13 protein-coding genes, 1 tRNA gene and 1 pseudogene are annotated in these 13,199 nt (G+C 55.6%); 11 read left to right on the top strand and 4 right to left on the bottom strand.

The window, feature by feature from the left end; translation table 11 throughout:
• Nucleotides 1–5: 5 nt before the first annotated feature.
• Nucleotides 6–395, bottom strand: coding sequence for a RidA family protein (locus BG910_RS00430; RefSeq protein ID WP_089037063.1), 390 nt, complete (start codon nt 393–395; stop codon nt 6–8).
• A 238-nt stretch (nt 396–633) separates the two neighbouring features.
• On the opposite strand from BG910_RS00430, the pseudogene BG910_RS00420 reads away from it, so the two are divergent.
• Nucleotides 634–1,565: pseudogene (locus BG910_RS00420) on the top strand (KUP/HAK/KT family potassium transporter).
• A gap of 44 nt (nt 1,566–1,609) precedes the next feature.
• Here the strand turns inward: BG910_RS00420 and BG910_RS00415 are convergent.
• Entirely contained in the window at nt 1,610–2,914 is a 1,305-nt protein-coding gene (locus BG910_RS00415) for a replication-associated recombination protein A (RefSeq protein WP_089035133.1), read from the bottom strand.
• A gap of 127 nt (nt 2,915–3,041) precedes the next feature.
• Between BG910_RS00415 and BG910_RS00410 the strand changes: the two genes are divergently transcribed.
• The 6 genes from BG910_RS00410 (at nt 3,042) to BG910_RS00385 (ending at nt 7,920) form a co-directional block, all read left to right on the top strand.
• Nucleotides 3,042–3,422: a hypothetical protein gene (locus BG910_RS00410; protein ID WP_198344806.1), complete on the top strand. Its 381-nt coding sequence runs from the start codon at nt 3,042–3,044 to the stop codon at nt 3,420–3,422.
• Nucleotides 3,423–3,492: 70 nt separating this feature from the next.
• Nucleotides 3,493–4,905: a threonine synthase gene (thrC, locus tag BG910_RS00405; RefSeq protein ID WP_089035132.1), complete on the top strand. Its 1,413-nt coding sequence runs from the start codon at nt 3,493–3,495 to the stop codon at nt 4,903–4,905.
• A 51-nt stretch (nt 4,906–4,956) separates the two neighbouring features.
• Nucleotides 4,957–5,760 carry a BUD32 family EKC/KEOPS complex subunit gene (locus BG910_RS00400; RefSeq protein WP_089035131.1) on the top strand — a complete coding sequence of 268 codons (804 nt, stop codon included), beginning with the start codon at nt 4,957–4,959 and terminating at the stop codon, nt 5,758–5,760.
• 113 nt (nt 5,761–5,873) lie between these two features.
• A complete protein-coding gene (locus BG910_RS00395) occupies nt 5,874–6,650 on the top strand; it encodes a ferredoxin--NADP reductase (protein ID WP_089035130.1) in 777 nt (258 codons plus the stop codon).
• A gap of 262 nt (nt 6,651–6,912) precedes the next feature.
• Nucleotides 6,913–7,389 (top strand): transcription elongation factor GreA, encoded by a 477-nt coding sequence (greA, locus tag BG910_RS00390; protein WP_089035129.1) that lies wholly within the window; start codon nt 6,913–6,915, stop codon nt 7,387–7,389.
• Between the two features lie 99 nt (nt 7,390–7,488).
• The gene (locus BG910_RS00385) at nt 7,489–7,920 is read left to right on the top strand and encodes a DUF4149 domain-containing protein (protein ID WP_089035128.1); all 432 of its coding nucleotides are present in this window, start codon (nt 7,489–7,491) and stop codon (nt 7,918–7,920) included.
• 133 nt (nt 7,921–8,053) lie between these two features.
• Here the strand turns inward: BG910_RS00385 and BG910_RS00380 are convergent, their stop codons facing one another.
• Nucleotides 8,054–8,329: a hypothetical protein gene (locus BG910_RS00380; RefSeq protein ID WP_089035127.1), complete on the bottom strand. Its 276-nt coding sequence runs from the start codon at nt 8,327–8,329 to the stop codon at nt 8,054–8,056.
• 376 nt (nt 8,330–8,705) lie between these two features.
• Here BG910_RS00380 and BG910_RS00375 point away from each other — a divergent pair, with 376 nt between their 5' ends.
• The 4 genes from BG910_RS00375 to BG910_RS00360 all read left to right on the top strand — a co-directional run bounded on the left by BG910_RS00375 (nt 8,706) and on the right by BG910_RS00360 (nt 13,050).
• A complete protein-coding gene (locus tag BG910_RS00375) occupies nt 8,706–10,232 on the top strand; it encodes an ABC transporter permease/substrate-binding protein (RefSeq protein WP_089037061.1) in 1,527 nt (508 codons plus the stop codon).
• A gap of 111 nt (nt 10,233–10,343) precedes the next feature.
• Nucleotides 10,344–11,207 (top strand): SDR family oxidoreductase, encoded by an 864-nt coding sequence (locus BG910_RS00370; protein ID WP_089035126.1) that lies wholly within the window; start codon nt 10,344–10,346, stop codon nt 11,205–11,207.
• Nucleotides 11,208–11,209: 2 nt separating this feature from the next.
• Nucleotides 11,210–12,031, top strand: coding sequence for an ATP-binding cassette domain-containing protein (locus BG910_RS00365; RefSeq protein WP_089035125.1), 822 nt, complete (start codon nt 11,210–11,212; stop codon nt 12,029–12,031).
• A gap of 53 nt (nt 12,032–12,084) precedes the next feature.
• Nucleotides 12,085–13,050, top strand: coding sequence for a zinc-binding dehydrogenase (locus BG910_RS00360; protein WP_089035124.1), 966 nt, complete (start codon nt 12,085–12,087; stop codon nt 13,048–13,050).
• A gap of 57 nt (nt 13,051–13,107) precedes the next feature.
• On the opposite strand, the gene BG910_RS00355 is transcribed toward BG910_RS00360, so the two are convergent.
• Nucleotides 13,108–13,198 (bottom strand) — tRNA-Ser (locus tag BG910_RS00355).
• Nucleotide 13,199 lies beyond the last annotated feature (1 nt).

Here is a 13,199-nt window from a genome sequence, read left to right as displayed (position 1 = left end):
CGGTTTTAAGCGTTCAACACCAAAACTGCTTCCACTTCCACCTGCACGCCTTTGGGCAGGCTGGCGACGCCCACCGCCGCGCGCGCGGGGAAAGGCTGTTCGATAAATTCGGCCATCACTTCGTTGAACACAGTGAAGTTGGCCAAATCGGTCAGATAAGCGTTGAGCTTGACGATGTCGTTCAGCGAACCGCCCGCCGCTTCGGCTACGGCTTGCAGGTTTTTAAACACCTGCATGGTCTCGGCGCGGAAATCGCCGCCGCCGACCACGGTCATGGTTGCGGGGCCGAGCGGAATCTGGCCGCTTATGTAAACCGTATCGCCCGCGCGCACGGCCTGGCTGTATGCGCCGATGGCGGCGGGGGCATTGTTGGTGTGAATGATGGTTTTGGGCATGGGATACTCCTGAAGATTTTTGAGACGGTGCAGGCAATTATAACGCAGAACGTGCGGACGGATGCGCTCGGGACGTGCCGGCATGGGGGCCGTCTGAAAATTATCCTGTTTTTCAGACGGCCTGCCGTTGCGGCTGAGTTCGGGTGTGTTTTTCCGCCGTTTCTGCTTTCCTGCGGGAGGTACTTTCTTCGGCAAACAGGCGTAAACTTTATTGTATTGTGAACAAAGAGTTATATCTATGCGGAATGAAAATTTGAGCGCTACGGCAACTTTGGCGGCCTTGGATATTGTGTACGGCGACATCGGCACCGGCCCGCTTTATACGCTGCGGGAAAGTTTGACCGCCGCAAGGCTACCCGTGGACGAAACCAATGTTCTCGGCTTCGTTTCGCTGATTTTATGGGCTTTGCTGCTGATTGTTACCTTGAATATGTGGTGTTTGTTTTGCGCACCGACAGCAAAGGCGAGGGCGGAACGGCCATTATGATGCAGCAGGCTTTGGTCGTTTTGCGCGGCAAACCTGCGGTTTGGGTGATGTTTGAAGGGCTGACGGCGATGTCGGTTTTGTCGGCGGCCGAAGGCCGGACGGTTTTGAATCCGGCGGCAGAGGCGTGGGTTTTGCCGGTGGCGGTAACGGCTTTGCTGGCGCTGTTTCTCATCCAGCGTTACGGCACGCAGAAAATCGGCGCGTTTTTCGGATCGGTGATGTTGTTTTGGTTCGGCACGCTGGCTGTTCTTGAGGTTTGTCAGATTATCCGGATGCCGCAGATTCTGGCAGCGGCTAATCCGTATTATGGTTTGAACTTTATCGCCCATCACGGCTGGGGTGGCTTTGTCAGCTTGGGCGCCGTTGTCTTGGCAGTAACGGGCGCCGAGGCGCTGTATGCCGATGTGGGGCCCCGATTCAGACGGCTTGGGTCAGCCTGGTTTTACCGTTCACATCTACGAGTTCTGAAAAATTGGAGGCAGGTTGGATATCTGTATCCGACACGGTTGGACGGATGTGATGTCGGATTCTCGAATCCGACTTACGGGGCTGTTATGCCTTCTGAAATGTTTTGCGGTCAAGTAAGTATATTCCCTCTCCCGTGGGAGAGGGTTAGGGAGAGGGCTGTTTGGCGTTCTACAAGGTTATGTGCAGCGCAAATTGTATATGTCTTTAGAATATAATCAAAGGCCGTCTGAAAATCACTCCTTTTTCAGACGGCCTTTCCTCATTCCCCTGTCTCTTCATCCAATTTTCGCAGCCAATCCAGTTTTTCGCCGATTTTGATTTCCAGACCGCGCGGTACGGGTTGGTAGAAATCGGGTTCGGCCATGCCGTCGGGCATATAGGTTTCGCCGGCGGCGTAGGCGTTGGGTTCGTCGTGGGCGTAGCGGTATTCGCGGCCGTAGCCGAGTTTTTTCATGAGTTTGGTCGGAGCGTTGCGCAGGTGGACGGGGACTTCGTCGCTGCTGTTTTGTTTGACAAACGCCGTCATCTGGTTATACGCCTTGTAGCCGGCGTTAGATTTGGCAGCGGCGGCGAGATAAAGCACGGCTTGGGCAAGGGCGAGTTCGCCTTCGGGGGAGCCCAGGCGTTCGTAGGTTTGCGCGGCTTCGTTGGCGATGGTAAACGCGCGCGGGTCGGCGAGGCCGATGTCTTCCCATGCCATGCGCACGATGCGGCGGGCGAGGTAGCGGGGGTCGGCGCCGCCGTCGAGCATGCGGCAAAACCAATAGAGCGCGGCGTTTGGGTGGGAGCCGCGAACGGATTTGTGCAGGGCGGAGATTTGGTTGTAGAAACTTTCTCCGCCTTTGTCGAAACGGCGGATTTGGGCGCCGAGGCTTTCGGCGAGAAAGGTTTCGCCCAAGGTTTTCAGACGGCGTGTTTGGGCGGCGCGGAGGAGTTGTTCCAATAAATTCAATAATCTGCGCGCGTCGCCGTCGGCGGTTTGAACCAGCAGGGCGGCGGCTTCGGGGGTGATTTCCATGCCTTGGTAGTCGGGCAGGGCGAGGACTTTTTCGATAAGCTGCTGCAAATCGGCGGGGGATAAGGGGTTGAGGATATAAACTTGGGCACGGCTCAACAGGGCGGGGTTGACTTCAAACGAGGGGTTTTCGGTGGTCGCGCCGATGAAAGTGAGCAGGCCGCTTTCGACGTGCGGCAGGAAGGCGTCTTGCTGGGCTTTGTTGAAACGGTGGACTTCATCGACAAACAAAATCGTCGCGCGGCCTTGCTGGAGGGCGGTTTCGGCTTTGAGGATGGCTTCGCGGATGTCTTTGACGCCGGAAAAGACGGCGGAAACGGGCAGAAACTGGGCGTTGAAACTCTGCGCAAGTATCCGCGCGAGCGTGGTTTTCCCGACACCGGGCGGTCCCCAAAGCAGCATGGAATGGGGCTTGCCGCTTTTGACGGCGAGCCGTAGCGGTTTGCCTTCGCCGATGAGGTGCTGCTGGCCGATCACGTCGTCGAGCGTGTGCGGGCGCAGGCGTTCGGCGAGCGGGGCGTCGGGTTGGCGGGTAAATAAATCGGTCATGGCGGCGGCTTTCGTTGTTCAGACGGCATTTGGGAATTATAGCCCCTAACATCATTCTTTGCCTTGCGCTATAATGTGCGGGATTTTTTTACGCAGTCTGTTTTTTCTACTTGTAAGGGATATAAAAATGAAAAAAGTTTCGGCGGTAATTTTGTCTGCTTCTTTATTGGGCGCGTGTGCCGATACCGGTACGGGCGCGGGTTTGAGCGGTTTGGGCGGCGGCACGGGCATCGGCGGCAGCGTGGTCAAAATGGCGGTTGAAAACCAATGCCGTACCGAATTGAACAAACGCAACGAATGGCGCATGATCGCGCTGGCGATGTCGGCCGAAAAACAGGCTGAGTGGGAAAGCAAAATCTGCGGCTGTGCCAGCGAGGAAGCGCCCAACCAGCTGAGTGCCAACGAAATGATGCAGGTTCTCAATCCGAATACGCGTACCCAAGCCTTGGCAACGGTAACCGCCAAAACCGTAACCGCCTGCGTCAAACGCCTCTATCCCGCCAAATAATCCTTTCAGACGGCCTCTGCAACCGGGAGGCCGTCTGAAACTTTTTCACGAGTTTGCAGAGAAGAAAACCATGAAATACATCAGCACCCGCGGTGCGACCGCACACAAATCGTTCAGCGAAGTTTTACTGATGGGGCTTGCGCCCGACGGCGGTCTGATGCTGCCCGAAGCCTATCCGCAAATCGACGCGGCCACGCTGGAAAAATGGCGCGGCCTGAATTATCCCGAGCTGGCGTTTGAAATCATCAGCCTGTTTGCCACCGACATTCCCGCCGCCGACCTGCGCGACATCATCAACCGCACCTATACCGCAGAAGCCTTCGGCAACGCGGAAATCACGCCTGTGCGCACGCTTTCAGACGGCCTCAAAATCCAAGCGCTGTCCAACGGTCCGACGCTGGCGTTTAAAGACATGGCGATGCAGTTTTTGGGCAATGCGTTTGAATATGTGTTGGCAAAAGAGAGTAGGGAACTGAACATTTTGGGCGCAACCAGCGGCGATACCGGTTCGGCGGCGGAATACGCGCTGCGCGGCAAAAAAGGAATCAATGTTTTCATGCTTTCGCCCGAAGGCAGAATGAGCGCGTTCCAGCGCGCGCAGATGTTCAGCCTGCAAGACGAAAATATCCACAACATCGCCGTTAAGGGGATGTTTGACGACTGCCAAGACATCGTCAAAGCCGTGCAAAACGATGCGGCGTTTAAAGAAAAATACCATATCGGTACGGTCAATTCGATCAACTGGGGGCGCATCGTCGCCCAAGTGGTTTACTACTTCGCGGGCTATTTCAAGACCACGCAAAGCAACAGCGAAAAAGTCAGCTTCTGCGTACCCAGCGGCAATTTCGGCAATATCTGCGCCGGCCACATCGCCCGCCAGATGGGCTTGCCGGTAGGCCGTCTGATTGTTGCGACCAATGAAAACGACGTTTTGGATGAGTTTTTCAAAACCGGTGCCTACCGCCCGCGCAGCGCCGACCATACCCACGTTACCTCAAGCCCGTCGATGGACATTTCAAAAGCCTCGAATTTCGAGCGCTTCGTCTTTGATTTGATCGGACGCAACAGCAGCGGGATTCAGGTACTGTGGGCGGAAGTCGGCGCAGGAAAAGGCTTTGATTTGAGCTTCCTGCTTGATAAAGTGCATCAGCAATACGGTTTCGTATCCGGCAAATCGCTACACGCCGACCGATTGAAAACCATCCGCCAAGTTTACGGACAAGACGGCGAACTCATCGATCCGCACACCGCCGACGGCGTCAAAGTCGCCCGCGAAGTGCGCCAAAACGGAGAAACCGTCGTCTGCCTTGAAACGGCATTGGCCGCGAAATTCGAATCCACCATCCGCGAAGCCGTCGGCAATGTCGCCGTACCGCGTCCCGCCGCGCTGCAAGGCTTGGAAAACCTGCCGCAGCGGGTACGGGTTTTACCCAACAATGCCGAAATCGTTAAAGAATTTATCAGCGAGACGTTGGAGAAATAAGGAAAGGCCGTGCGCACCCAAACGGATAATCAAGGCCGTCTTGAGGTCTGGATGAATCATTTTACTGCCATACAAAAAACGGGCATCAAGCGCTATGCGCTGCCGGGCGGGCGGATTGTCTGGGTGCGCAAAGCCGGAGCGCATAACGCTGCGTGGAAATATACCTTGATGGGCATGGTGACCAAACCGCTGCATCTGGGTGCATTGAAACCCGTCCCCAGTTTGGGCGGTGTCCGGGCGCTTGATATTGAAGTGCGCCGTTTGAAAGATCTGGCTTCGAGAGGAATCAATGTTCCCGCTTTGCTGCTGCGCCGCCCCGACGCAATCATGATTAGCGGTCTGGAGGGCAGGCAGCTTGATTCCAGAATCGAAAAAGAGGCTGAAGAAGGCCGTCTGAACGCATGGCGGGCAGGTCTGGCCGCCATCGCAGACGTGCATGCCAAAGGCGGCTACCTCAGTCAGGCGTTTGCCCGCAATATGCTGGTTTCAGACGGCAAAATCGGTTTCATCGACTTTGAAGACGACCCGGGCGAATTTCTTTCCGATACCGAGTGCCAAACCCGCGACTGGCTCTGCTATCTGCACTCGACTTCATTGACACTCAGAAAGCAACATCTGCTCGGCGAGGCGGCTGCATACTGGGGAAAAATGCTGGCGGACATGCCGCCCGAAGTCCGGGATACTGTAGTACGGACGGTGAAGCCGATACGCTGGATGCACGTCCTCAAACGCCGTTTCTGGGGGAGGGATACACTTCGCCTGGCCGCATTGGCTGATCTGTTTCTGATGACGGAAGGAGCAGGGCAGTCGCCTCCCTGCAGGCCGTCTGAAAATAAGGATTGGCACAAACATTGAAATGAGAAATTTTTCTGTTTAGAATACTCCTGTTTTACACCCGCCGCTCCGCCCGTTTTTTACTTAATTTCTGCCGTCTGTTTTCAGACGGCCTCCATTCACAGGAAATCCAAATGGCTGCATTCAATACCCAAAAAGTCCTTTCCGTACACCATTGGACGGATTCGTATTTCTCCTTCACCTGCACCCGTGATGACTCGCTGCGCTTTGAAAACGGCCAGTTTGTCATGCTCGGTCTGATGGTGGACGGCAAGCCGCTGATGCGCGCATACAGCGTCGCCAGCGCCAACTGGGAAGAACATTTGGAATTTCTCAGTATCAAAGTGCCCGACGGCCCGCTGACCAGCCGTTTGCAGCATTTGAAAGTCGGCGACGAAATCCTCGTCAGCAAAAAACCGACCGGAACGCTCGTACTCGGCGATTTAAATCCCGGCAAGCACCTTTACCTGCTTTCCACCGGCACCGGCATTGCCCCGTTTTTGAGCGTCACCAAAGATCCCGATGTTTACGAAGCCTTTGAAAAAGTCATCCTCGTACACGGCGTGCGCTACAAAAAAGACTTGGCCTATTACGACCGCTTCACCAAAGAATTGCCCGAACACGAATACCTCGGCGAAATGGTGCGTGAAAAGCTGATTTACTATCCCGTCGTTTCCCGTGAAGAATTCGAACACAAAGGCCGTCTGACCGATCTGATGAAAAGCGGCAAACTCTTCGAAGACATCGGCCTGCCGCCGATGAACGCCCAAGACGACCGTGCCATGATCTGCGGCAGCACCGCAATGAACCGCGACACCGCCGCCGTTCTCGACAGTTTCGGTCTGACCGTTTCCCCAAAAACCGGCCAGCGCGGCGATTACCTGATTGAACGCGCATTTGTCGATCAATAAACCGGAGTATTCGAAACAGCCGTTCAGGCCGTCTGAAAAAATTTTTTTCAGACGGCCTTTGTTTCAGAAAAGATGCCGAAAAGTAACGCTTCCCGATAAAAATACCGCCGAAAAACACGCCTGCCATTGCGCTTTTTCCGCGTTTTGGTAAAATACTGCCATTAAATTTACCGCAAGCCGCCGAATCGGGCGGCTTGTATTTTTATTTCCAGTCCGCCCCAAAGAGATGAAAAAATAGGGCGGGTGTTCAGGAGAACCCTTTATGCAGAAAATCCCGTTAACCATACGCGGCGCCGAGTTGCTCAAACAGGAATTGCAACACCTCAAAAGTGTCGCCCGCCCCGAAATCATCGAAGCTATCGCCGAAGCCCGTTCGCACGGCGACTTGTCGGAAAACGCCGAATATGAAGCAGCCAAAGAGCGTCAGGGCTTTATCGAAGGCCGTATTTCCGAGTTGGAACGCAAACTTTCCATTGCCCAAATCATCAATCCCGCCGAAATACACGCCGAAGGCAAAATCGTTTTCGGCTCAACCGTCACGCTGGAAGATTTGGAAAGCGGCGAGCAGGTCACTTACCAAATCGTCGGCGAAGACGAAGCGGACATCAAAGCGCGCAAAATCTACGTCGGCTCGCCCATCGCCCGCGCCTTAATCGGCAAAGAGGAAGGCGATGTCGCCGAAGTGCAGGCTCCCGGCGGCGTGCGCGAATACGACATTATTTCGGTCGAATATATTTGATGGGAGAAAATACCGGGGAATGCCGTCTGAAAATGTTTGGAAAACTGTTTTCAGACGGCATTCTTACATTTTGAAAACTTAATCCGTTAAGGAAAAATCATGAGCAAACTGACAACCGCCCTCGCTGCCGTTTGGCTGGGAATGCAGATTATGGCCGGTTATATCGCCGCGCCGGTACTGTTTCACAATCTGCCGAAAATGCAGGCAGGTGCGATTGCGGGGCAGTTGTTTGCAGTGCTTTCCTACATAGGAATAGCGGTGTGGGCACCAGTGTTGGCGGTGCAAATCAGCAAACACGGCAGCCGGACGACGATCTGGCTAACGGGCAGTTTGCTGGCCGGATTGGCAGCCAATCAATTTTTGGTTGCGCCGGTTATTGAAGCGCACAAAACCCATACGGAGCATTGGCTGCTGACGCTGGCGGGCGGTTCGTTTGGTATGTGGCACGGCATTTCCAGCGTAATTTTTATGCTGTGCGCGGTTTTGGCTGTAATTGTTTTGCGGCGTTTGTTTACGCAGTTTTCCCGCTGATCCGGATTTACAGCCGCTCCGATTTAGCCTGATAACGGTACTGTCTGAGGTTTGCTGCCTTGTTTGGGCTAAATTGAAACGACTATAAAAAACAGGCCGTCTGAAATTTCAGACGGCCTGTTTTGATTTCCGGTTAACGGTGGCGGTGCAGATGTGCAGGTGCATGGCGTTTGTGGAATTTGCGTGCTTGCGCGGCTTTGTGTCTTTTCAGACGGCGTTCCTGACGGAAATCACGGCGTGCTTCGCGGCGGTCGTGGCGGAAGTCGCGGCGCATTTCGTGTTTGGGCGCTTTATGCTCGTGGGCATGTACCGGGCGGTGCGGTTCGCGCGGTTCGTGGCGGTGCATCGGGGCAGCCATCAGTCCGGCGGATACGGTCAGCAGTGAAGCGAAGGCGATTAATTTTTTCATGATGTGAACTCTTTCCTGAGTGTTGGTTTGTTCGACAGCAACCCTTGCTGCGATGGGGCGTATCTTAAGCTTTCATTTGTTAACTGATGTCAGTATCACGACAAAAACAAATAAAAATGCCGAAAGGATTGTCAGCAAAATACCCGCTTGGAAAATTTGCGTATAAAAATACACTGATGTATGTAAACTGAGGCCGTCTGAAAAAACTCTGCCTGCATTCCGCGGCGGCGTTTTTTCAGACGGCCTGTGTTTTTTTTGCAACGCGATGCCGTCATGCCGTTATGCCGTTGCGCTTTACCTGCCTTTTCTTGCGCGGGGTTCCGCATCCGGCTTGCGGCCTGTAATATCGGCCTGTTCCCCATTTTTTTCCAAAACCATGTTTGAAACCTTTATCCAAACCCTGTCGGAACGGCGCGGCGAACTGCTCACCGCACTGGTCGAACATTTAGGCATTTCGCTGCTCTCGCTTGCGGCGGCGGTTGCGATTGCCGTGCCGCTGGCGGTGTGGCTCAGTCCGAAAAAGCGCGCGGCGGAAGCAGTGTTGCAGATGACCAATGTGTTGCAGACGATTCCGTCGCTGGCGCTGCTCGGTCTGCTGATTCCGCTGGTCGGCATCGGCACGCTGCCGGCGCTGATTGCGCTGACGCTCTACGCGCTTCTGCCGATTTTTCAAAACACTTATCTCGGTCTTTCCGAAATCGATCCGTCAGTCAAAGAGGCGGAAACCGCGTTCGGCCTGTCGCGTGTGCAGCAGCTTTGGCGGGTGGAATTGCCGATTGCGCTGCCCGCGATTATTTCCGGCATCCGCACCGCCGCCGTGCTGATTAGCGGCACGGCTACGCTGGCGGCACTGATCGGCGCGGGCGGTTTGGGCTCGCTGATTCTTTTGGGCATCGACCGCCACAACATGGCGCTCACTTTTATCGGCGCGGCTTTGTCGGCGCTGCTTGCGGTGGGTGTGAGCGGGCTGATTGCCCTGTTTGCCCGCAGCCGCCGCAAAACCGCGCTGCTGGCGGGTTTGGCCTTGCTGGCTGCTGCATTCGGGCTGTTTTCGACTGTGAGGTCGTCTGAAAAACAGCAAATCGTGATTGCGGGCAAACTCGGCAGCGAGCCGGATATTCTGATCAACCTCTACAAACAGCTGATCGAATCGGCCGATCCGCAGGCAGAAGTGGTGTTGAAACCGAATTTCGGCAAAACCACATTTCTGTTCAACGCCTTAAACAGCGGCGAAATCGACATTTACCCCGAGTTTACCGGCACGGTATTGGAAAGTCTGGTCAAACTGCCCGAACCCCGAAAAGCGCAAAAACGCACCGCCGCCGAAACCTACGAAACCGGAAAAAACCTGCTGCAACAGCAGTTCCAACTGACCCTGCTGCTGCCGATGCGCTATCAAAACACCTACGCGCTGGCCGTTCCCGAGCAATACGCCGCTAAATACGGCTTGGAAAAAATTTCCGATTTGGCTAAAGTGAAAGCCAATATCCGCGCCGGTTTCACGCTGGAATTTACCGACCGCCCCGACGGAGGCAAAGGGCTGGCTGCGCGCGGCATCAACATCGCCCACGTTTCCACCGTCGAACCTGCGTTACGCTACACCGCCTTGCAAGAAGGGCGGATCGACCTCATCGACGCCTACTCGACCGACAGCGAAATCCGCCAATACCGCCTGAAAATGCTGCGCGACGATTTGCAGCTTTTCCCACCGTATCAGGGCGCGCCGCTGATGAAAAGCGGATTTGTGGCGGCGCATCCCGAAGTAACCGCCGCGCTTAACCGCTTGGCGGGCAAAATCAGCGAAGCGGAAATGATTGAAATGAACGACCGCGTCAAACGCGGCGGCGAAAAACCCGCCGACGTGGCGCGGGATTATTTGAAGGAACAGGGGTTGGTAAAATAGGGCGGAGGGCGTCTGAAAATTTCGTCCTCATCTTACGGCCGTTTTCAAACTTTTCAGACGGCCTCAAACTGCTCAGGCCGTCTGAAAACCCGCTTAATCAGGAGAACCAGCATGAAAAAAATCGCAGTAACCGGCGCCAGTGGCAACATCGGCGGCATGGTTGCCCGCCGTTTGGCCGAACAGCATTTCCCCTTGCTGCTGCCCTTGCGCAATCCCGCCAAAGCGCCGGATTTGCCCGGTTGCGAAGTGCGCGTGTGCAGTTACGGCGACGAAGCGGCGGCGAAGACGGCGCTGGCGAGCACGGAGGTTTTGTTTATGGTTTCCGCCGCCGAAAGCCCGACCCGCGAGGCCGAGCATGAAAGCATGGTGCGTGCGGCGAAAGCGGCGGGCGTGGCGCACATCGTTTATCTTTCCTTCGCCGGAGCGGCGGAAAACAGCACGTTTACTCTGGCGCGCACCCACGCGGCGACGGAAGCGTTTATCCGCGCAAGCGGTTTGCGCTACACGTTTTTGCGCGACAATTTTTACAGCGAAATGATGGCCGAACTGGCGGATTCGGACGGCATCATCAGCGGGCCGTCTGAAAACGGGCGCGTAACCTGCGTTTCGCAATGGGACGTGGCCGAAGCCGCCGCCAACGTTCTGGCGGATTTGGCAAACGGCAACACGCAGCACGTCAACCAAACCTATACCTTAAGCGGCAGCGAGGCGTTGACGCTGGCGGAAATCGCCGCACAATTATCGGCGCACACGGGCAGGGCGTTCCGATTTCATAACGAGACGGTAGCCAAAGCCTTCGCCTCGCGCTGTGCCGCCTATCCCGGCACGCCCGATTGGGAAATCGAAGCGTGGGTATCCACCTATACCGCCATTGCCGCGGGTGAGTTGGCCGAAGTGTCGCCTGATTTGGAGAAACTGATTTTCAGACGGCCTACAACGTTCCGCGAAGTATTGACACGGATAAAGGCCGTCTGAAAATGAGTGAAAACATCATAGAATTCAAACAGGTAACAAAATATTTCAGCGATAAGGCGGCGGTGTGCGGTTTGGATTTACCGATACGGCGCGGCGAATTGTTCGTCCTCGTCGGCGCCTCGGGCAGCGGCAAATCGACGACGCTGAAAATGATTAACGCGCTGGTCGCGCCTGATGAGGGCGATGTGTATTTCGACGGGCGGCGGATTAAGGATTACGACATCCGCGCGCTGCGCCACCGCATCGGTTATGTGCTTCAGCAGATTGCGCTGTTCCCCGCCATGACCGTGCGCCAAAACATCGAGCTGATGCCCGACATTTTGGGCTGGCGCAAAAGCGAACGCCGAAGCCGTGCCGAATCGCTGCTGGAAATGGTTGGTCTGCCGCCCGCCGAATACCTCGGCCGCTATCCGCACGAGCTTTCCGGCGGTGAACAGCAGCGCGTCGGCATTCTGCGCGCCATCGCCGCCCGCCCCGCCGTGCTGCTGATGGACGAAGCCTTTTCCGCCCTCGACCCGCTCTCGCGCACGGCCTTGCAGGATATTCTGCTCGACATCCACCGCCAGAATGAAACTACGATTGTGTTCGTCACCCACAATATGCACGAAGCCCTGCGCTTGGGCGACCGCATCGGCGTGATGCGCAACGGCGCGCTGGTGCAGAACGGCAGGCCGTCTGAAATTCAAAACCGGCCGGCCGACGATTTTGTCCGTGCGATGTTCGAGCAGGAACAGGCCACGCCCGAGCAGGTTTTGGCGGCGTTTGAACGGCTGAACCCGCAGGCGCGCGAAGTCGTGCGGCGGCGGATTAATCAGGCCGTCTGAAAAATAGGCCGGATTTTCAGACGGCCGAATGTTTTGGGTTTGAAAGGAAAAACATGAAAGCAAATGTAGTGCACCGCCCGGGCGGCGCGGAAGTGCTGGTGTTGGAAGATGTGCCGGTTCCCGCGGTCAAATCGGGCTGGTCGCTGGTCAAAGTGAAAGGCTTCGGCATTAATCACTCTGAAATTTTTACGCGGCAGGGCAAGTCGCCGAGCGTGAAGTTTCCGCGTATTTTAGGGATAGAATGCGCGGGCGAAATTGCCGAAACGACCGACGAGGCGCGGCTTCCCGCGGGTTGCCGCGTGGTGTCGCTGATGGGGGAAATGGGGCGGGATTTCGACGGCAGCTATGCGGAATTTGTGTTGCTGCCGAATGCGCAGATTTACCGCGTGGAAACCGATTTGGACTGGGCATCGCTGGCCGCCGTTCCCGAGACGTTTTACACCGCGTTCGGTTCGATGGGAAAACTCTGCATCGGCGCGGGCGACAAAATTTTGGTGCGCGCCGCGGCAGGCGGGGTCGGCGTGGCGTTTGCCAAGCTGGTTAAGGCAAAATTTCCGAATGTGGTATTGCACGGCTCGACACGTTCGCCCGAAAAAGCCGCCAAGCTGCACGAAGCGGGATTCGACGAAGTGGTTTTGGAACAGGAAGGCCGTCTGAAAACGTCGGATTCGTATCACAAAATTCTGGATCTCGTCGGCACGGCTACGCTGAAAGACAGTTTCAGCCACATTGCCGAACGCGGTATCGTCTGCGCCACCGGCCAGCTCGGCGGGAAATGGTTTCTCGAAGATTTTGATCCGATTGTCGAATTGAAAAACGACAGCTACCTGACTGCGTTTTATTCCGGCCTCGTTTCCGAAGCGCGTATCCGCCGTTTGTTTGACTATATCGAAACTTACCGGGTTGATGTCAAACCGGAAAAAGTTTTTACGCTTGAACAGGTTGCCGAAGCCCACCGGTTTGTCGAAAGCAGGGAAGGGTTTGGAAAAGCGGTTGTTTTGGTTTCAGACGGCCATTGACGTTTCAGGCCGTCTGAAAAACAGCAAACCCGCCGTAAAGGCGGGCTTGTTTGAATCTGGCAGAGAGGAAGGGATTCGAACCCTCGATACGCTATTCACGTATACACGCTTTCCAGGCGTGCGACTTAAACCACTCATCCACCTCTCTG

Origin of the sequence: Neisseria chenwenguii (assembly GCF_002216145.1) — a bacterium.
Lineage (GTDB): Bacteria > Pseudomonadota > Gammaproteobacteria > Burkholderiales > Neisseriaceae > Neisseria > Neisseria chenwenguii.
The sequence above is the reverse complement of the archived record's forward strand: the minus strand, read 5'-3'. Positions and strand labels throughout refer to the sequence as shown.

Bases quoted from the DNA above. Each gene is read 5' to 3' on its own strand.
- BG910_RS00380 (WP_089035127.1), bottom strand. From the start codon at position 8,329: ATGAAAAAATTAATCGCCTTCGCTTCACTGCTGACCGTATCCGCCGGA.
- BG910_RS00385 (WP_089035128.1), top strand. From the start codon at position 7,489: ATGAGCAAACTGACAACCGCCCTCGCTGCCGTTTGGCTGGGAATGCAG.
- greA (WP_089035129.1), top strand. From the start codon at position 6,913: ATGCAGAAAATCCCGTTAACCATACGCGGCGCCGAGTTGCTCAAACAG.
- BG910_RS00365 (WP_089035125.1), top strand. From the start codon at position 11,210: ATGAGTGAAAACATCATAGAATTCAAACAGGTAACAAAATATTTCAGC.
- BG910_RS00370 (WP_089035126.1), top strand. From the start codon at position 10,344: ATGAAAAAAATCGCAGTAACCGGCGCCAGTGGCAACATCGGCGGCATG.
- BG910_RS00430 (WP_089037063.1), bottom strand. From the start codon at position 395: ATGCCCAAAACCATCATTCACACCAACAATGCCCCCGCCGCCATCGGC.
- BG910_RS00395 (WP_089035130.1), top strand. From the start codon at position 5,874: ATGGCTGCATTCAATACCCAAAAAGTCCTTTCCGTACACCATTGGACG.
- BG910_RS00400 (WP_089035131.1), top strand. From the start codon at position 4,957: ATGAATCATTTTACTGCCATACAAAAAACGGGCATCAAGCGCTATGCG.
- BG910_RS00410 (WP_198344806.1), top strand. From the start codon at position 3,042: ATGAAAAAAGTTTCGGCGGTAATTTTGTCTGCTTCTTTATTGGGCGCG.
- BG910_RS00415 (WP_089035133.1), bottom strand. From the start codon at position 2,914: ATGACCGATTTATTTACCCGCCAACCCGACGCCCCGCTCGCCGAACGC.
- BG910_RS00375 (WP_089037061.1), top strand. From the start codon at position 8,706: ATGTTTGAAACCTTTATCCAAACCCTGTCGGAACGGCGCGGCGAACTG.
- thrC (WP_089035132.1), top strand. From the start codon at position 3,493: ATGAAATACATCAGCACCCGCGGTGCGACCGCACACAAATCGTTCAGC.
- BG910_RS00360 (WP_089035124.1), top strand. From the start codon at position 12,085: ATGAAAGCAAATGTAGTGCACCGCCCGGGCGGCGCGGAAGTGCTGGTG.